Raw genomic sequence first — 19891 nt, 5'->3', positions numbered from 1 at the left:
ACATTTTAAATATCCCAGGCGAACAAATATTGAACGATTCGTTATGGAGATAATGTAATCTATATTTCTTCAGTCAATATCCCATCTCCACAAGATGAGCAATCAGTTGGCGAAGTTTTCCCATATTGGATTTTTTCACCTATTGAGCAAGGTAAAAACCAATATGGGAAATAGGAAGATATATCGCCACATTGACAAACCGACACTAGGTAAAATATTTTTTCCTAATAGATTTTTTAATAAATTGAACTCTAAATTATTCTCTCAATGCGCAACAGAAGGATCATAAAAATCAAGGACGGCAGGATTTTCATCAATCCAGAAACGTCCTTTTCAATTGAGCAAACTACCTTCCCGAACGGATCTGTCAATTTTTCGCCACACCTGGACAGGTTTCTTGAAGTCGAGCTCCATTTTATGGTGGGAATAGCCATCATGATCATCACCAACTACCACCCCACCCGAACTTCCGCTTTCTACAACCAGCAGGTGCGTGTAGCTATAGACCGGATTGAATTCCAGAACCTCGATTGGAGGGAATTCTCAAAGTTGCTGTTCATGTACCAAAAGATATCCTTACTAAAATTCATCGATCCAAAGACAATTGAAAAAATGAATGTAGAGTCAATGAGGAACGATAGCAATTCAAGTAAGAAAGGACCTGAAAAGAACCAGCTAACAGATCTTGAACAGCTGTCAGCTTCCGAAACCTGGCAAGTCCGCAAACGGATGTATCTAGGAAAGATTAAATACAGCGATGCGATATTCGAAGATGGAAAAGTAAGCGTTCAAATTAAAGTTGAATGGCAGTCACAACCAATAACCCTAAGAGTGAAAAATACATTCCTTAAAAAGGAGTTCGACACCATCAAGTCTTATTTTGGAAAGAAGATCAATGGAAAGAATTATTTTGTGGTCAGCTACGAGGTTTCCATTGAAGGGCTCCAGCTACTCCATATCGATGGCACATCAGTGGAAATTGCCCAGATAACATCCGAGCTGATTGAAGCCATTGCAACAGAAAGGATCTTAAGGATCTCTCCCGACAGGAATTCGCCTGAGACCCATGGCCCATCTATATCTGGAATCCAGCTCAACGAATTATTGGGCGACGACCCAAATCATCTTTTGATCGTGGAGCCCAAGCAGATCGTGCATCTACTGAGCAATAGACGACGCATCCGTAACAGGGAACAACTTGAATACCTTTCTGCCCATAAACAATCCAATGTCCATAACCTCAGATATACAATCAGGCCGTCATTTGGCTTTTTGTTCCATGTGGAAGGAAGCGAACATATGCATTTTTGTTGGGAACTGTTGGATAAAAATGCGACATATATCTGGTCTGTTTCCAAAAGTTCAAATCATTCCTATGAAAGAATTGATGAAAGCCTGAAACTGGTACTGGAGATTGGAAGAAGTAAATACCGCAGCAGATATGTTGAAAGGGCAGTCGATCAGGATATTCTTTTCAGTCGGATTAACCATCGTGGCATTACGAAGGGGGTACAGGAAAACTTTGAACAATGGAGGGCTAACCTACATTCGGTGGTAGAAATATAATCCTAATTGGAAATTATATATTTCTCTTAAATCGCTTTTGAGATTCGCCTGTTGGACCATAGAAAAGAATTTGCGGCGATAAATTATCGGCTGTTCAGAATCCAAATCAAGTTGATATTTAATTACTTATATTAGATGAGCTAAAGTAACAACCATGAGCGAGAATGAACCTATAGTTATTAAAAATGTATCCCAATATATAGATGAAGTTGACATGTTATATATGCTATATTGCGACAAAGAAGTTAACTCAGAACTTCTTTTTAGAGGTCAGACTGTGGATTTACCATTAATTCCTAAGATTGGAAGGTTAAATCTAAGGAAGAAAACTGATAGCAAAATCAAAACGGAGAAATTAATTCTTGACGAATTTAGGCGGGGAATACTACCGCTATCCGAGTTTAAACCAGAAAACAACTGGGACCTACTCGCTCTCGCACAGCATCATGGATTACCTACCCGTTTATTAGATTGGTCTTGTAGTGCTTTGATAGGTTTATGGTTTGCAGTCTGTAAGCCTCCAGTTATAAATAAATATGGTAAAGCTTTGAATGGTATTGTATGGGTGTTTGCACCAACATCAACTGATTACCGAACCGATACTACTACTGCCGACCCACTCAACAACAACATTACGAAGGTTTTCAAATCTACCATAATAAGTAAGAGAATCTCTGCGCAATCAGGGGTATTTACAGTACACAAGATTTTAGACTCAGATGGCTTTGTCCGATTTGAAAACAATAAGGTATTTAAGAAAAAACTAATCCCAATTCATATAAAAGGGGAAGATTTTGCGTCTATCAGGAAACAACTTAGCATCCTTGGAATTAATAATGCCTCAGTATTTCCAGACATTGATGGGTTTTGCAAGAATCTGGAATGGAGATATTCAAAGCTAGAAGATGAAAAGTTTTAATTATAATTAACTTTGCAATAAATTGATGCTTTTTCCTATCTCTGGTAACCTATAAATATGATAATCTGTATTTACTTGTAGATTGGATAATAGTGAATCCAAGTCCAGGGTATCTGTGTCTTTGTCACCATCTTTTATGAGCACCTTTTGAATAGAAGTAAATATTATAATCTGTTTAGCTTTCACCGCTGCACTTTTCTCAAACAAAACTTTCAAGCTTTCGCTACTAACTGAATGCTGCCCCGGTTCATCGAACAATACAATACCTGGATGGTTTGAACCCTTGTTCAATAAACTTAAAGAGTAGGCCCATATAGTCCTTATGAAGTCAGAGGCGGATGAATTGGTTTTAATTGATTGGGGCAAATCATCACTTTCACTATACTTAAATACCGGATAATATTTGAATGGTTGGTTTTTTTGGATGTAAATATTATATGGTTTATTGCTTGAATATTTGAATGGGAATAAGTAATCAGATTTGAACATTGTTTCAAGTTCATTTAATTTTCTATTGTCAACGGCAGAACTTCCCTCCAGATTACTTTTCTGATTTAGAAGATTTTTATAAGCCACGGCTATTTCTTTTAACAGAGAGATGTAATGAGAAAATCTGTCATCTATCGCGCTTAATTCATTTAATTTTTTCTCCAAACGTACACGAACTAACGTGTCAGTGTCAGAGTAATCTCTATCATCAGTTATCAACTCTTGAAGTATGATTTTTATTTCTTCTTCCAGTTCGCGTTGCTTTCTGAGATAATATTTGCGCATAACATCTTTTTCATCTATAACCGAATTTAACGACGTTATTGAATTCTTGATAATTCTTTGCTGACCGGTTAAGTAGGTAATATTTTGGGTGAGGCTCAATTTCTCAATGGTAACTCCCTCTTCGAGCAAAAGATCATCGGAAACAGTTTGTTTACATGTTGGACATTTATCATACACATCAGTGATCAGCAAAGACTCATCGATTACATTTTGTATTCCTTTTTGTGAGGCAAGTTCTTTATTAATATTACTTAAGTGTTTCTGAATTGTATCATGCTGGCTCTTTTGCAGAGATAGAGCAAGGTCAAATTCCTCGAACCTTTTCATAAACAGTGACTGATCCTTGTATAAAGTCTCCAATCGGGTGCGTATATAATCCTTGTTGTCACCAACTTTTTTCACGGGAATATTCCTCAGTGCATCAAGGTCAGCAGTATATTTTTCTCGTAACGCCCTTATTGATTTTTCGCTGTTTTCAGCTGTATCATCTTTAAGGAATAATGAAGTTAATTTTAAATTGCCTTCATCCGCTGTGAGATTCTCCGGTAGTGAAGAAAGTCGACCTCCATATTCTGAGGTTAGCACTTCAAGTTTAGCTGTAATTCTGTCCCAATTGGACTGAATACGGTTTTCTTCCTTCTCCAAACGATCTCGTTCTGAGGAAATATTCAATTCATTCAGGTTAAGTAAAAATTCGATGACCTTTTCTTTGTTTTTCGGTATGCCGAAGTAGGGTATCGTCGCTAAAAAGTCTGACCAACCTTTTGTTTGTTCGATAAAGATTGCTGTAAAGATGGTTTGGAGATAAAGCACACTTTTACCCTCTTTTGCGGAACTATTCAACACCTCAGGGAGTTCAAATCCTATAAATTCAGCAAGCCAGTGGTAAAATCCATAATTATCACTATTGTTATTGTTATTTCTAAGAAAAAGTGGCTGACTTTTGACTTCCGGAGAAATATCATCGTAGGAAGAAAAATAGACAACTGCTTTTTTGGTGTTGACATCATTTTGATTCGAATCTTTCTCATTCGAATTGATGTATCTTCTTATTGTTGCTAGTTCTCCTCTTTCGTTCGAAATTTCAATAAATACCTTGGAATACAAAATTCTGTGTGGAACAAGCTCATTAGTCTTGGTATCCATTATATCAAATTCAGTTTTCAAGGCTTTACCAAGTGCAGCCTCATTTTTCGCTCCTAATAACTCCTCCATACCAAGGGCGTAATAAATGCTCGAACCTATAGTAGACTTACCTTTTGAATTTTGACCTGCAATTATGTTCAATCCAGACTTAAAAGAAATATCAAACCCATATTTTTCATTGGAAGGTTGACTTTCATTTGGTTGTATTTCTAATCTTAATCTATTTATTCTGAACATAATCTAAAAAATTTCCCAATTACTGTTTGCTTTAGAAATAGAAGTTTGTGGTATGATTCCTATTTGCTTTATTTTACCTATATCTTCATTAAACAAGTTCATTTGCTCAATCTTCGTCAAGAGTTCTAACCCACTATCGACAATTTGGATTTGCAATTCATTGCTTAAAATCTCTCGTTTACAGAGCCCATTGATAACTGCCAGAGTAACGATTTTGTCCAAGGAAGGTTCAAAAATCCAAGGGACAATAGTATCACGTTTTTTTTGTTTTACCGACAGCAAAATTTCGTAGTTTTCCTCTGATCTCAAAGCCCACATATATAGATGCAGTTTGAGAAATGTTGAGTTATAAGGCCTGGAAGTACCATATCTTAATATAGCTAATAATATTATGATCTTATAAATTGGCTGGTACCGCAACGGAACGGGTATTGCTTTTATATCTAATTTGACTTCTATCATCACTCAACAAAATTAAATGAACAATTCATCAACCACCATGTCACTTTATGCTTTGCCAACTCCAAATTGCGCTTGTTACTCTTATCGTTAACCAGGTCCTTAATATGCTCGGAAAACTCTGTCTGCAGTTTTAACAATAGGTCCTTCGCCTCATTTCTTGTATTTACTGTTCTTGTATAATCCGATTTTACAGCCTGTTCAAATACTTCAGAAGTTGCCTCATACTTGCTGATAAGGTCACTTACATTCCTTATCTGGTCATTTTTATATTCTTGTTCCAGAAAACTTAAAATCCTTTCCCTCGCTACAGTTTCGGCCTTTTCATCTGGGTAAAGTGTTTTCGACTTCCTAAGTAGCTTATCAAAGTATTCGTCATGCCCTTCGATCCAGCCTTTAACGTCCTCTTCAGTAACCAATTTTTGATTGGTTTTTTCCCAGACATCCAACTCATTAAGAGAGCCCATATCCGTCCAATCCCTTTTGTTTAGCTTTTCATTGAGATTTGTGAGCTTACAGCACATTATATCATTATTTAACGCAATTTCACCAATAACATTTTTTAGATGACCTATTAAATAAAGAGTATTTCCCCTGATCATATATACGCCACTTCCCGATAATCCCTTAGCAAGATTGGCTCCTAATTCACCGCCTTGCTCAAAAGTTCCTTTGATTGTAATCTTGAATTCCTTTTGTGCAAGGTCTATAATGCTTCCTTCCCATGTCCTTGGAGATGAATCATTGTAACTTTGATACCCCCTAAAATAAATGCCTTCATCCATCACGAATTTATCACCAAGTTTAACCTGCATAAAATCGCAATCGATATTCGGCTTTTCAATTTCCAAAAGTGCCCAATCATTTATTTTATCCAATTCGAAAACCGACAGCACATTTATTTTTTGGAAAGGAGCTGAAAAATCATCCTGATATTCTATGATAATATTTTCAGGATCTATATCTTTAAATTCATCATTTTCTCCTGCAATACAGTGTTCAGCAGTCAGTACGAAAAATTTCTCGTCGTGAGTGACAATTACCCCGCTACCTTGGTTCACTCTTTTGCCATCGTGCATCAAATAGGTCCTGACGCAACATTGATTTAAAATTTTCTTAGGCATCGTTTAATTCAAGGTTAGTTATATCCTGCTGGATGCACCAATTTCCATCTTCCATTTCATCTTCTGTAAACAACTCACCCGACTTTGATGCAATGTTGGACAAAGGATAATTGAAAATGATTGTGACCTTCTTTGTAAAATCCCTTTTGGGGTGAAATAATATTCTGGCTATTGTTTCACGGTCTGGATGTCTAGTTGCGGCTCCGCCGCCATTTGTCGATATGATAAACTTTTCACTTTCTATTAGATCCAATAGACTAGCTGAGGTATTATTTTTGCTGCCATGATGGGATATTTTCACATAATCTACCTTTAGCTTGTTATCGGTATCATTGTATTCGAGTTTTCTTAAACTCTGCTCCACGACTTCGGCACGGGAATCACCTAATGCAAGAAAGCTGAAATCGATTCCTTTAATCAACATTGCAATACAGGAACTATTGACAATATCATTTTCAATGGTTTTCTGGTGCCGGAAATCTTCTTTGGCTAAATCCCTAAGGCTGCCTTTAGATACCTGTGACAATACCGTACCGGAGATTTTGACCTCTTTTAGTTTTTTCTGGTACTCCTCACTCAGTTCGGGCCAACCTTTCTTCAATGAGTCAATAATTTCTGATGTTGGTGAGAGAACTGTAATAGTTATTCCTCTGTCCTGTCGAATTTGCGAACTAAAAAAAATGGCCTCATTGAATTTTGATAAAGGTTCCTTCTTTTCCAACAATAGTTCTTCGAGGCTCTTTGCCTGTCCGTAACTGATCTTGCCACTTGAAAAACCTACCTCGATCAAGTTTAAGCAGTTTACCCAATATTTTCTTATCTCAATTCCATTGGCCAAGGAGTTTTTTAAGAATTTGATCACCCCGCCAATATGGTCTGAGTCAATGTGCGTCAGAACCAAAAGATCAATAATAGCTATATCCTTTAATTCATTCCGCAAAGAAAAATCAAATGTGTTTGGGGTACCCCCATCAATTAGGATATTAAAGCAGTCTTCATTTTCATCGAATGTTTTGATTAAAATGCAGTCACCCTGATATGCCTTTAAAATTAGGATTTCAGTATTCAAGAACGTTATTTAAGTTTTTTTTATTTGTTACAGGCAGATAAAATCTAAATATATCTTATTAAATCCATTTATCATAGTTATTTCCAACAATGTATCCAATCATTAATAAACCGAAAAACTTATTGCTATAACAGCACACGCTATCTTTGGAAAATAATCCTTCTGTCCATACAGTGTCACCAAATCCATAGGATGAAAATATGCCAACACATACAGAGCCTTCAAAAATATATGTGCCTTGTGCTGCATTAAGTATTTACAAAATGTAATCCAACCACACAGAACAACCTCACTGTCCAACTCGTCGAACTCTTTGCAAAATACCCGAGTGTCGACCAGAATGCAATGGGAATGAAGCCCAATTGGCAGCAGGAACCACATTGGATATTCTAATCTTTACTTTGGGGAATCTTTCCACGAACTATAGATAATGTTTAAAAGGCAAGATTCCTGTTGTGATGTTTTTTCCGGCAGTCAGCACCTCACCAATCGAATCAGCAAACCTTAGTGTTACAGGTTGCCCGTCTGCAAAGATGCAGGCATTATAGTTGAGTTTTGTCAGTGCTAGAACATCCTTACAGACCTGTTTTATGTCCGCATTACCTCTGGTGATCTCCACTGAAATAGGATTTGGTACTTCAAGCCCAACCTGCGTTTGTAATCTAGGCACGAATCCTTTTGTCCATAGAAAAGCCTTAGTGGTGCCAACAGTCATCATCATGCCTCTTGGAACACAGAAGGAGAATTGCCGATATAGCTTGAACGCACCAGAAGATTGAATCCTCACACCGATAATCTTTGATTTTCCCTCAACAGCATCGGCAAATCCCTTCCACTCTTTATCATCGAAATAGGTCTTTGCATGGACAAATATCTCTTTGGGATATTTTCCCTTACCAAGTTTTTCTTTAAAAACTTCGAGCGATTGGGTAATCAGGTCAATAGCATCTTTTTCCGAAACGTGGAATTCCTTGGTTTTGGGATTGAAAAAATTCCCAATATTGCCCCTGAAGACCATCCCATCGCCAGAATCTATGAACATCTGGGCCGCACAACAGGCACTTCGGTTGTTCGGATCGTCGTTGAGCTTTTTGTATACCAGCCCTAGATAGCAAACATCCTCACGTATATCTCCCAGGCGCCATGGAAGCCCGCCAACTTTGTAGTACATTGTAGTAGAGATATTCCACGCCTTGGCACTATCAAAGACTGCCAGTTGCTTGATCTTCTTTTCGTCCTGTTCCAAATGTCGATATGCGATCGTACCCTCTCTTATGATTTGGGTGACTATTTTTTCCGATAGCAGTTTTGCCTTTAATTGGTTATGGAAATTAATCTCGAAATCATAGGCGTCCCGAAGCTCTTCCATCTCTGGAAATAAAAGGGACTGGTTGCCTTGAACCTGTTTTTTCTTCAACCCTAATTTTATGTTACCATCTGACTTGGGCAGCCGGCTCTTGGGTCTTCCAAACTTATAGATATCGTCTTGGATAACCACAAACCAAAGCGTTACCGGTCGTTCCTCTTCACGAACATACCTTGCAAGTGCATCTGCAAATAGATTCGTTAGGTTATGTACCCGTTGGTTTCCGTCCTCATAAGACAGGTATTTATTCACTTCATTATCACTAACTTCAATCTCAACGATATTATCAAGATTGATATGTATTCCAAAGGCCGTTTCAAGCCCAGGAAAAAATGGCCTTGCCGTTTCCGAAGGCAGAACGGGTCCATGCAGCTTTTGCAGGTATTCTATCATATATCTTCGCTGGGTCGAACTACCGATGACCCCAATATTAACCTGGCCCTTCATTTTTCTGCTATCAAACGGTCCATAGAGCATTAGTCCATCTCTAGGATCAGCAGTAGTTTGCCCATGCCCAAATGATAATGTCGGTTCTCTTAAAAAACTGAGCTCGGGTTGCTGGTTATAGATTTCAAAACTCTTCATCATCTAGATCGTATAAGTCGGTTTCGTCAATAAAAATTTCCATTCTCTCTTTTTCTTTTGGATCCATGTAGCCATACTGTGACCAAAAGATTTCCGGAAATGCTTTCATTTCAATAGCAGAAGTACAATCGGTCCTCATCGAGACACACGGATCTTCATATCTTTTCAGCGAAGCAAGAAAGGCGAGCATCTGGTCCCTCCATTCCTCATTAAACATACGTCTTCCCTTTCGTCTGCGGTGGCTATGTTGGACTGATTTACTCTCAATGGGAATCTTTCCATTGCTTGTAAAAAGGATATGGCTATTGATATGGAAACCTGGCTCTGGGTGCAATACACTTCTAAATGATAGTGCAAAATGCCAGTTTCCGATTTCAAGATGTTTACCGAAAAGGTTTTTTGTCTTTTTACGGTCCTGTTTTGCAAAATCAAATGTCACCTTTCCCTTGGGCAAACTTTCTATCGTATGAAAATAGATATTGTTCTTGTTGGAAAGCTCATACCAGGAAAGACCTTTTTCTCTTAGGGAAACGTGAAGTGCTCTTTTGAGCAATCTCTTGAAATAGTTTGATGCATCAAGGTAGCTTGGGAAGGTATCTGAATCATATCCTGCAATGAGCTTTCCGATTTCAACATCCAATCGCTCAACATTTTCGATTTCGACCTTTCCAGCAGTGCTGTCGACAATCTGATCGAGAATTTCACTAAAGCACACAATACAGTTTGCAGCCCTGAAACTGATTTTCAGGTTGTTAGCCTTACTCACGGCGATAGCCTGCACTTCGTTGACAAACCTGAAAATATAGAAGTGCTTGGGAAGTTTTTCCGTATTCCACCAATTGGTATAGTATAACTCCTTCTTTTTGACCACTTTGTTGCCTGAGAGATATTGAGAAAGATAAAACTTCGCAATCGCTGATTTCTCCCCTTCATAAGCTTTAACGATTTGATCCTTTTCCAGTTTTTTCACCAAAATCCCTAGGCCAGCGGCCCAGTTTTCATCGAACGAAATCTGGTTGGTATCTGCGGAGCCTTCAAAAAGACCCCTTGGCGCCCGGTCGATGTTAAGGATTGTAAAAAAGTCTTTAAGAGCTGGGTTTTCAGCAGCTGCCTGTTTCGCGAAATTAATTTCCTTAAGGATACCAGATTTAATCTCGATTTCTTCCTGCTTATAAACAATGTTGTTTGAATAAACCAATAGAAACTTGACAGTCTCGTATTTGATTGCCTGTTCAATGTCCCCCCAAAAGTTTTCTCCGCCGAGTAGTTCATTTTTATCAATCCATACCTTATAGCCAAGTTGTTCCAGCCTGGTTGCCAACCAAATGGTAAATTCGTTATCCTCTGGTGTAGCGTGACTAATGAAAAGGGTATCACGGATCGTTGCTTTTTCCATTTGTGAAAGGTCACCAATTTAAACCTTGTTTACCTATAATTTTTATTAACACTATGTGTATTGTTACTCAAGGTATTGATAAAAGACAGTAGAGGAGTAAATACAAAAATTATGAACATTTTTATTCCTGGCCAGAAACCCAGGCGAACAAATATTGAACGTTTTAAAAATGTACGTGTTATCCCATTCAACTTATGTCCAAAAGTTAATTTAAGGCGTTATAAATACATATAAAAATTAAAACTATGTATTATCCAGATGTCGAAAACAGTAGAATTACACCTCAAAAAGCAGTTGAAATACTAAAAGCTCACGGCACAGAAATGACCGAAGAAGAGGCTGTAATAGCGTTAGAATTCATAAAAAAGTTTCTTAAAATGGCAATTAAGCAACAAGTTATACTAGCAGAAAAATACATGGAGGAAGCCCAAAAAAGGCTATAGGCATTAAAACTAAAAAAACTTCCCATATGGGAAGTTTTTTTCTGGTTCGTACCCCCGGAAAACTTTAATCTTGCGGATTTGATGGCAGATTTACAAAGATTTTCGGCTTTAGGGAAGCGCAAGATAGATTGTAAATATCCCAGGCGAACAAACACTGAACGATTGGACATCATTTGAATGTGTAACTATCGAGAATGAAAGACCTATTTTTATTGATGAGCTTTGTCTTTAAGCACAATTTCCCAAAAACCATTGTCATTACTCATGATAATTAAAAACTATTTAAACACCCATACAGAATCATCTCCGTCTAGTTGAACACTAGTGACACAAAGAAATACGAAACCACATGAGCACGATTGAAACGATTAGAAAATATACTCTAGAAAATTGCTGAAACATAAAATATAATTTCAAATCCTCAGTTTTGCGACGCTGATTTTATCAGAAACCTTAATCTTGTATGAAAATGTCTTTACTCTTGATGGCCATCTTTCAATAGAGACACAAGGTTTCTTTCAAAAAAATAATCCAACGTACCATAGTTGATATGCCTGCCTTCGATCAATTTGGAAACAAAGGATATTGGATCTTTGCTGTCTTCAAGTGTTTCCAGAAATTGAACTAGGTTCATGAACATTAAATCTCGGAATGGGTAGGTGTCGATAAAGGTATCAAGCTTTTCGAGTTCCTGAAACTGACGAACCCATTTTTGCCTTTTTTTCTCCAGTTCTGCAAATCTATCTTCGAGATGCGATGAGCCGTTTGAGATCGTAAAAGAATGAGAGATCAAAGATTCAAGGAAATTCCCCATCACAGCCCGATCGTGGAAACCTGCATAATCAGAAAGCGTCAGTGCGATACGTATTATTTGCCTGTCTGAGAGCATCACCTCGGTTTCTAAATTGTTTGCACCTTTAAAGATTAATGAACCTACCTGTCGCATCAACAGCTCAACCTTGCCGGTCTGTATATGAGCCGATAGAAGGCTTTCTGATAGATCGATTAACAGGCCATAGGCAGTTCCAGATTTTGCAGCCCGGGTTAGGTTCTTCTTTTTACATTCGATAATTACAAGGATGCTGTCCGTTACCAAAAGAATATCTGTTTCACCCTCAATTTTCCCAATTGCGTATTTACCAACAACGATTTGAAACCCCTTGCTGGAAAGTTTTCTAATCAGAAAACGTTCCAGTTCAAGGCCGATATCAGAATCCATTTTTGGAAAGTAAGGACGGAGCGATGATGCAAGTGACTCGAAGTAATTCGGAGCAGACCAAGATTTTTGAGGGATCATCAGACGGCCATCTGCAAGTTGAATGATAGGTTTTTTAAAGAAGTCGTTCTCAAATAAATTTGCTGGCTTAGAATACCGCTCATTGAAACCTCTTGGGTGGGTCAGCAGCCCAATTACTCTGACCAATCTTTGCATTTCGATCATCGGCAATATCAGCTTTAGATCCTTAGCGCTAAAAACGACCGGACCTAAAAAATCTCCGCAGATGTTTTCGATAGCTCTGCATATTTCAAAAAATTCAGACTTTTTTAATCCGAGAGATTTTTCTATTCTCCCATCCTCTATGCACTGGAAGAGCTCCTCTGCTATTTCCAGGGAGAGGGACATCCTTGCCTGTGGAAGCGCGAAGATATTATCCCAGAGTACAATCTGCCTGCATAGGGCAAGGATGTCCCCACCATCCTTGTTTATGAATTCCCATCTGTTATATACCTGTACATCATAGGCAGCCTGTACGACATAACTGGCAAATTCAAATATTGCCTGGGGATTATCGAAGCCTTGGGTTAGGCCGGAAGGAAATTTGTAATTTGGATGCTTGAGGCAAAGATGGAGCAAAAAACCGAAGGGGATTTGCCTCTGTTGATCGCTGACCATCATACTGGCGGTCCTATAGATATGAAATCGTTGATATCGATCGGAATAACGATTTGACAGGTTAAGGTGTTGAAATATTATCGTCATCAGGTTTGCCCCTCCAAATCTGGAAACCAGGCTTTCAAGTTCGGTAAAAACTTTTTCCAGGCCAGAGGTGATTTCTAATCTGCCGTTAAAATATTGATATTTACAGCCTTTCTCAGCTAGGAACTTTACCGCCACTGCCACATCGAATTCGCGAGGAAAACTCTCGCGAAGGTCGTCATAAATCAGCCCATAGCCACCTGGAGAAGCCTGTATTAATCGCTTGCTATCTTCTACCGCATTTGTCCATTCAGGTTTGTTTTCTAATGATCTGAAATACTTAACGCTATTGCGAAGAGCATACTTTAGTGCATTTATTACTTTGATATATTCCGAAGCTGGCTCTCCTTCTAAAACTTCCCTATACACCAGTTCTGAAACCAATTGATCAAGAATTCGGATATGGGAACAGCTCTTATCGGCAACGTGCGAACCGATCGAGCTGACAATCCGCCTATCAATCTCTTTCCCAACCACTTCCCAGCTTTGAAAGCCTTGATGAGATAGGTTTAATTGGGCATATTGCTCTCCCAGATCTTTCGGCCAATGTGGTTCTGTAACTGAATCCACAACCTCTTTCAAAAGTTTTAACATATCAATCTGCTCTGGTTTCGTGCTCATACCTCTCGTTACATTTTTTCCTAAATTATGCTTTCATTGTCTGTTCCACAAATCTCAAATCAACAGCTAAATCCCTGTAGTTTCTCAAAACTTATCAACAAAAGCTTTTTTGTGCAGTCCATGCTTAGTTTAATTCCACATTGTTAACTTCGGTCCAAAAGATTATATTTGGAATAGCTAGATCAGCATCGATCTATTTTATTATGCTCTCAAAATGACTTGGTTTTCGACAAAAAAGCAACAGGCATCGACCTATATCAATCGGGGTATTGCCATCATAAGAAAAGGTTCGGAAAGGATAAACGATTTTTTTATCAGAAGCTTCAAGAACATTGTATCAATTCTAATTGACGATTACTATCAAAAATCGCTCTGGTCGATCCTTTTTATCACTCTTATGTACCTTTTTGCATGCGGGTGGTTATGGAAATCTTTTGATGCTCTCCTTGTAAAAAAGGTACTGGCCAACTTAAAGCCCATGAATCTGGGGTACTTAGGAAGTTTAATCTATTTCCTAGTAATAGGCATACCAGGATTCAAAATATTGGCAAACTGCTACCGGAAGATGTACAAGATGCGCCCTTTGCATATCTTCTTGATTGGCGCAGGGACGATTTTATATTGGACCCATCGCCCAGATTATGTCCAGGCCCAATTGTTCGATACCACTGTCAAACAAGATTTCTTGAAGATCGCTGAGTACCTCAGTTTCATGCCTCCACCGCTGGCCGGAATTGCCCAACTCCTTCAATTGTTGTTTAAATCAGGACTGGTCGATCCCATAGTAGCTTTAATAAGCTTTGGCTGCATAATACTTTCTATCAATTTATTCAGATTTGCAAGAAAACCTAAGAACAGCTCCCTATTAATCCAGGACATGCCGATCAGTCTGCTAAAAGATGATAAATTCAACAGAAAAATTTATTTCGAGCCACTCGTAAATGAGATAAGGTCAATTGAATTTTCAACCGAACAGGCATTTGCCATCGGCATCAACAGCATGTGGGGGTATGGAAAAACTTCTCTGCTACAGATATTAAAAAAGGATTTTGAGGAAAAAGAACCGCATACGGTCTATCTGCAGTACAATCCCTGGATGTCAACAGCGAAGTCAGGCTTAACCATGGACTTTTTTGTTCAGCTCGACCAGGCATTATCAGAACATATCGAAACCGAAAACCTGATTATGAAATATGGAAGGGCGCTTTCCAAGATTGATGTCGAAAAAAATCCGCTTAAATCTATTGCAAGCATTTTTGAACACGAAAGTTCTTTGAAAGATAAGCATGATGAGGTTAAAGAATTGCTGATGCGTATAAAAAAACGCGTGCTTGTAGTAATTGATGATATGGACAGGTTGGACAATAGTGAGGTCATGGAAGTACTAAGGTTGATTAGAAATACTGCGAACTTCCCCCGAATAATCTTTGTGGCCGCATATGACAAGAATTATCTCAGCAACGCGCTGAAGTCACATAGTATTCTTAACCAGGACAAGTACCTGCAAAAGATCTTTGATCTTGAGATCATGCTACCTAAGATAGAGAATATGCTTTTGAAAGAACTGATTAACGATGTTTTCAAGGCGTCAATGGACAACCTTGTGATGCAAGCTCCGGAAAAACAAAAACTTCTGGATCAGTTCCGCGATCTAATCTTTGCAACCAACAGTTCCACCGATCCAAAAATGAACCTTTTCAGGGGACAGATATGGAATGTCATCACCAATAAGCGAGATATCATCAGGTTTGTAAATTCCATGTCGGTCATTTTCCAGGTAAACCAGAAATGGGTATACCTTCCTGATCTGGCGATACTGGAACTTATCAAGATGATGGACCATAATTGCTATCTGGAACTATCGAGCCCAGATAATTATCTGGCCATCAGCAGCTCGTCATTGCCAAAAGCTTACAAGCTTATTACCCAGCGCTCAACCTTAACGTTTACGGCAAGATCACTTGGCCACACCAATCTCAAAGAAGACATCTTGGAATCGAAAAATCGTGCACTAACTGACCTGATCAGCAGCCTTTTTACCCCAGCTACAATGTCCGACCACCAGTCCGACAAAGCGCTTAGAATAGTGGACAATTTTGAGAATTATTTTATTTATGCGGAAAAGAACCTTCCAGCTAGTACTTTTGCACAAGCGATAACACCATGATTCTATCTAAAAGAGCAAAACTTATATTGGATGTCATAGAAAAGAACCAAGATGAATCCATGTTGAAGCAGCTGCAAAATGCAGGTCCGCCGTCGACATTGGGACATTTCAAATCTTATCTGGAAATTACATTGGTACTGATCGAGAAATCCAAGTTTTCAAATTCTGCAATCAAGGTATTTATCGACCTATTGACTAAGGAAAACTCTTATCTTGAATCTATCGAATTTCGAGCAAAACGGATGGCCATTGCCCAGATACTTTCCGACGGTGCAGTAGAGCCCTATGCTAGAACAGCGCATATGCTTGGTATGTTCATCTTGGAACAGTATAGACACTCTAATACCTTTGAATCGAGGCACATCGCATCAATTTTCAGCGCAACTGAAATCTTAGCTTTCAATGAAAGTTATCTTAGCAGGTATCTTGCAGAACACACACTTGATGATTCGAGTATGATGCTCCTTTATAGCTGCATTTCAGGACTTGATAATAGCAAAATTTATTTGAGCGACAAATCCCTTAAACTCGTCAAAGCAAAACTGGAGGACGACAGGTCCAGGTTTTTCTATCTGCATAATTTCATCCGACCACTTTACCTTACCGAAAGCAAAGACTTTCCTGATGCAACTCTTCACGTGGCAGAGCCTTTCTACAAACAGATTTTTGGCAGTCAGGATAATTTCATTAATTTCCTTCAGGTTAAATCAGTGAACCTTGACGAGCAGATGCTCAAAGATGACCTTTTTAGGATAATCACCTATATGAAGATGACAGGGAGCGAATATTTCGATGCCCAAGGCTTCAGGCTCCACAGAAAACACCACGCCCATTTACGAATAATTGATTAAGGTAAATAATCCGTCAATATTTTAAGGTACTTAAGCATTTTATGTAAATATCATCAACCATTTTTAAACCCAGACGAACAAATATCGAACGTTTTAAAAAATGAGCAAGTTAGCCATTCAACTTATGTCCAAAAGTTAATTTAAGGCGTTATAAATGCATATTAAAAATTAAAACTATGTATTATCCAGATGTCGAAAACAGTAGAATTACGCCTCAAAAAGCTGTTGAAATACTAAAAGCTCACGGCACAGAAATGACAGAAGAAGAGGCTGTAATACCATTAGAATTCATAAAAAAATTTCTTAAAATGGCAATTAAGCAACAAGTTATACTAGCGGAAAAGTACATAGAGGAAGCCCAAAAAAGGCTATAAGCATTAAAACTAAAAAAACTTCCCATATGGGGAAGTTTTTTTCTGGTTTGTACACCCAGAAGTATCCAGTACGAACCGCTTATTGGAAGATTTAAGGCTTTTAGCATCGTTTGAAGAGTTCGAGTGCAACCCAACAGGATAGTTTTCGAACCAAAGGAACCAGTATATAATTTGTGCTAAACTGGAATGAATTTTACCGTAAAATACACATTAACTCTATTGGCTATGCTAGATAATAATTGCTTAATTTATTAATCTTCAGTATATCTTCATAATTCAAGCCTATTCTTACAAAATTGATTAGCCATTCACTAAATAAAATACTCGAATTTTCCATGTACATTATACTCGCTTTTATCGTTCTTCATATTATTGGTGTATTGTTAGCAGAATGAAAAGATAAAAGAGGAATTATTTCAGACATGATCAATAGAGTAAAATAATATGAGTAAACAGGATCATTTTATGGGTCACCACCAAGAAGAGCACTTAAAAAGTTCGGATTTTATTACCGATGTGGTGATAGGAATGAGTGACGGATTGACAGTTCCCTTTGCTTTGGCCGCAGGCCTGAGTAGTGCAGTAAGCAATAATTCTATTATCATAACCGCTGGGATTGCCGAAATTGTGGCTGGTTGTATTGCAATGGGCTTAGGTGGTTATCTTGCCGGCAAAACTGAACAGGAACATTACCAAAGCGAGCTAAAAAGAGAATACAATGAGGTTGAGCATATACCAGAAAAAGAAATGCAAGAGGTTAAAGATATTTTTGCTGGCTACGGCATAAGTGAGCAGGGACAGGATGTGCTGGCAAAAGAACTATCACAGGATAAGACCAAGTGGGTAGAGTTCATGATGAAATTTGAACTGGGGTTAGAAGAACCAAATCCCAATAGGGCTAGAAACTCGGCGCTAACCATTGGGATTGCCTATTTTATAGGAGGATTACTACCTCTTTCAGCCTATTTTTTTACTAAAACTCCTGAAAATGGGCTTATCGTATCGGCTATCTTTACCACTCTTTGTCTTTTTATTTTTGGCTATTTTAAAAGCAAAGTAACTGCACAACCACCCATTATGGGGGCACTGAAAGTGACTATGATTGGGCTTATAGCGGCAGCGGCAGCATTTGGTATTGCAAAATTGGTAGGCTAAATTAATATAACGTATTGAAAAACAAATACTTTAATTTTATTTATTATGAAACATTTACTATTCATAGCACTCGTTGCAATCTCATCTACAATACCTTGGGAAACTAGTTTTGAAGTAGCAAAAAAAAACAGTGCTGATCAGCATAAGTTGATTCTGCTCAATTTCTCTGGCTCAGATTGGTGTGGACCATGCATCAGAATGCACAGTGAAATCTTTGCAGACCAAGCATTTCTAAAAATGGCAAATGCTAATCTTATACTTATTAATGCCGATTTTCCGAGGAACAAGAAAAACCAGCCTTTAACAGCCGTCAAAAAGCAGAATGAAAGTTTGGCGGACAAATATAATCCGCAGGGAAAATTTCCATTTACCTTGATTCTTAACTCCAATGGCAAAGTAATTAAAACCTACGATGGTCTACCAGACCAAACAGCTGCCGAATTTACAAATGAGCTTAAAAAGATCTGTGATGCAAATAAATAACATGATTAACATTGAAAGAGCATTTAAGAGAACCGAACGCCTAATGGGAAATTCTTTTGAGCTCACCATTGTTGCTGATGATGAAATGTGGGCGCAGCAGAAAATGGAAATGGCTGTTAATGAAATTAGGAGGATCGAAAAGTTGTTTACCACCTTTGATGAGAGTAGCCAAACAAATCGAATTAACGCAAATGCAGGCATCGCTCCAGTAAAAGTAGACCTCGAGGTTTACCAATTGATTGAAAGGGCAATGAGAATCTCTTCTATTACCGATGGAGCCTTTGACCTTACTTATGGCTCTGTTGACAAAAAACTATGGAACTTCGACAGAACGATGGACCGTTTGCCTGATGCTGAAACAGCTAAATCCATGGTCAGACTAATCAACTATCAAAATATTATTCTTAACCCTGAAAACTGTACGGTGATGTTAAAGGAAAAGGGCATGCGTATTGGATTTGGAGGTATAGGTAAAGGTTACGCTGCAGAAATGGCGAAAGCTTTGTTAAAAAAAGAAGGTGCTCAATCTGGCATTGTGAATGCTTCTGGCGACCTTACCACTTGGGGTAATCAGCCAAATGGCGAACCATGGACAATTGGAATCTCAAATCCAGACCATGCAAAAACGCCTTTCTCCTATCTTAACGTTACTGATATGGCAATAGCCACTTCAGGAAATTATGAGAAGTTTATAAAGATCAATGGTAAAAAGTATTCTCATACCATCAATCCCAAAACGGGACTACCCGTAACTGGGATTAAGAGTGTTACTATTATTAGTCCGAATGCTGAGATAGCAGATGCCATGGCAACCCCAGTTACCATTATGGGTATTTCGGCTGGTCTAGATATGATTAACCAGATTAATTACTTAGGCTGCATTATTATAGACGATAACAACAAGATTTACACCAGTAAAAATATCAACCTCAAATGAGAACAAAAAACATAAAAAAGGCACTAGTGTTCACATTAGCATTAGGCAGTACAGCTACAGTTGTTTCTTCATGCACAGCAGTAAAAGAATATCAGAAAAACCGATTAAATGATGCGGAAATGATTCTTGGTAATAGAAAAATTGAAAAAACAGAGTTAAGTTTTCAGGGTTATCGCGAAGGTGCTTCGGGAGCCAACTCTGGCAAGAGTGGTGGTGGTTGTGGTTGTAACTAATTAGTAAA

At 38.2% G+C, this 19891-nt stretch carries 17 protein-coding genes; 10 read left to right on the top strand and 7 right to left on the bottom strand.

Annotated features, from left to right (window positions below; genetic code table 11):
• Positions 1–267: 267 nt before the first annotated feature.
• Together GM921_RS04010 and GM921_RS04005 are read left to right on the top strand one after the other, a co-directional pair.
• The gene (locus tag GM921_RS04010; protein ID WP_182921318.1) at positions 268–1566 is read left to right on the top strand and encodes a hypothetical protein; all 1299 of its coding nucleotides are present in this window, start codon (positions 268–270) and stop codon (positions 1564–1566) included.
• A 154-nt stretch (positions 1567–1720) separates the two neighbouring features.
• Positions 1721–2485, top strand: a complete 765-nt coding sequence (locus tag GM921_RS04005; RefSeq protein WP_182921317.1) for an FRG domain-containing protein — start codon at positions 1721–1723, stop codon at positions 2483–2485.
• 6 nt (positions 2486–2491) lie between these two features.
• On the opposite strand, the gene GM921_RS04000 is transcribed toward GM921_RS04005, so the two are convergent.
• The 6 genes from GM921_RS04000 to GM921_RS03975 form a co-directional block, all read right to left on the bottom strand.
• Positions 2492–4642, bottom strand: coding sequence for an SMC family protein (locus tag GM921_RS04000; RefSeq protein WP_182921316.1), 2151 nt, complete (start codon positions 4640–4642; stop codon positions 2492–2494).
• 3 nt (positions 4643–4645) lie between these two features.
• The gene (locus GM921_RS03995; protein WP_182921315.1) at positions 4646–5104 is read right to left on the bottom strand and encodes a hypothetical protein; all 459 of its coding nucleotides are present in this window, start codon (positions 5102–5104) and stop codon (positions 4646–4648) included.
• A complete protein-coding gene (locus GM921_RS03990) occupies positions 5104–6225 on the bottom strand; it encodes a trypsin-like serine protease (protein WP_182921314.1) in 1122 nt (373 codons plus the stop codon). Before GM921_RS03990 ends, GM921_RS03995 begins: the two co-directional genes overlap by 1 nt.
• Positions 6218–7294 carry a ComEC/Rec2 family competence protein gene (locus tag GM921_RS03985; RefSeq protein WP_182921313.1) on the bottom strand — a complete coding sequence of 359 codons (1077 nt, stop codon included), beginning with the start codon at positions 7292–7294 and terminating at the stop codon, positions 6218–6220. The genes GM921_RS03990 and GM921_RS03985 overlap by 8 nt, the downstream gene beginning before the upstream one ends.
• Positions 7295–7715: 421 nt before the next feature.
• Positions 7716–9248, bottom strand: a complete 1533-nt coding sequence (locus tag GM921_RS03980) for an argonaute/piwi family protein (RefSeq protein WP_202985624.1) — start codon at positions 9246–9248, stop codon at positions 7716–7718.
• Positions 9232–10641, bottom strand: coding sequence for a toll/interleukin-1 receptor domain-containing protein (locus tag GM921_RS03975; protein ID WP_182921312.1), 1410 nt, complete (start codon positions 10639–10641; stop codon positions 9232–9234). Before GM921_RS03975 ends, GM921_RS03980 begins: the two co-directional genes overlap by 17 nt.
• Before the next feature lie 245 nt (positions 10642–10886).
• Here GM921_RS03975 and GM921_RS03970 point away from each other — a divergent pair, with 245 nt between their 5' ends.
• A complete protein-coding gene (locus GM921_RS03970; protein WP_182921311.1) occupies positions 10887–11084 on the top strand; it encodes a hypothetical protein in 198 nt (65 codons plus the stop codon).
• Positions 11085–11559: 475 nt separating this feature from the next.
• Here the strand turns inward: GM921_RS03970 and GM921_RS03965 are convergent, their stop codons facing one another.
• A complete protein-coding gene (locus tag GM921_RS03965) occupies positions 11560–13683 on the bottom strand; it encodes a hypothetical protein (RefSeq protein WP_182921310.1) in 2124 nt (707 codons plus the stop codon).
• 214 nt (positions 13684–13897) lie between these two features.
• On the opposite strand from GM921_RS03965, the gene GM921_RS03960 reads away from it, so the two are divergent.
• The 7 genes from GM921_RS03960 to GM921_RS03930 all read left to right on the top strand — a co-directional run bounded on the left by GM921_RS03960 (position 13898) and on the right by GM921_RS03930 (position 19883).
• A complete protein-coding gene (locus GM921_RS03960) occupies positions 13898–15850 on the top strand; it encodes a KAP family P-loop NTPase fold protein (RefSeq protein WP_182921309.1) in 1953 nt (650 codons plus the stop codon).
• On the top strand, positions 15847–16701 hold the full coding sequence (locus GM921_RS03955; RefSeq protein ID WP_182921308.1) for a hypothetical protein: 855 nt from the start codon (positions 15847–15849) through the stop codon (positions 16699–16701). Before GM921_RS03960 ends, GM921_RS03955 begins: the two co-directional genes overlap by 4 nt.
• Before the next feature lie 176 nt (positions 16702–16877).
• A complete protein-coding gene (locus tag GM921_RS03950; RefSeq protein ID WP_182921307.1) occupies positions 16878–17075 on the top strand; it encodes a hypothetical protein in 198 nt (65 codons plus the stop codon).
• 444 nt (positions 17076–17519) lie between these two features.
• Entirely contained in the window at positions 17520–18230 is a 711-nt protein-coding gene (locus GM921_RS03945) for a VIT1/CCC1 transporter family protein (protein ID WP_235969771.1), read from the top strand.
• 45 nt (positions 18231–18275) lie between these two features.
• Entirely contained in the window at positions 18276–18713 is a 438-nt protein-coding gene (locus GM921_RS03940; protein WP_182921306.1) for a thioredoxin family protein, read from the top strand.
• Positions 18700–19650: an FAD:protein FMN transferase gene (locus tag GM921_RS03935; RefSeq protein ID WP_182921305.1), complete on the top strand. Its 951-nt coding sequence runs from the start codon at positions 18700–18702 to the stop codon at positions 19648–19650. Before GM921_RS03940 ends, GM921_RS03935 begins: the two co-directional genes overlap by 14 nt.
• Positions 19647–19883, top strand: coding sequence for a DUF4266 domain-containing protein (locus tag GM921_RS03930; RefSeq protein ID WP_182921304.1), 237 nt, complete (start codon positions 19647–19649; stop codon positions 19881–19883). The genes GM921_RS03935 and GM921_RS03930 overlap by 4 nt, the downstream gene beginning before the upstream one ends.
• The last annotated feature ends 8 nt before the right edge of the window (positions 19884–19891 follow it).

This window comes from Pedobacter planticolens, from assembly GCF_014172375.1.
In the GTDB taxonomy this organism is placed as follows: Bacteria; Bacteroidota; Bacteroidia; order Sphingobacteriales; family Sphingobacteriaceae; genus Pedobacter; species Pedobacter planticolens.
Note: the sequence above shows the minus strand (reverse complement) of the source record. Positions and strands in the feature narration are given on the sequence as shown.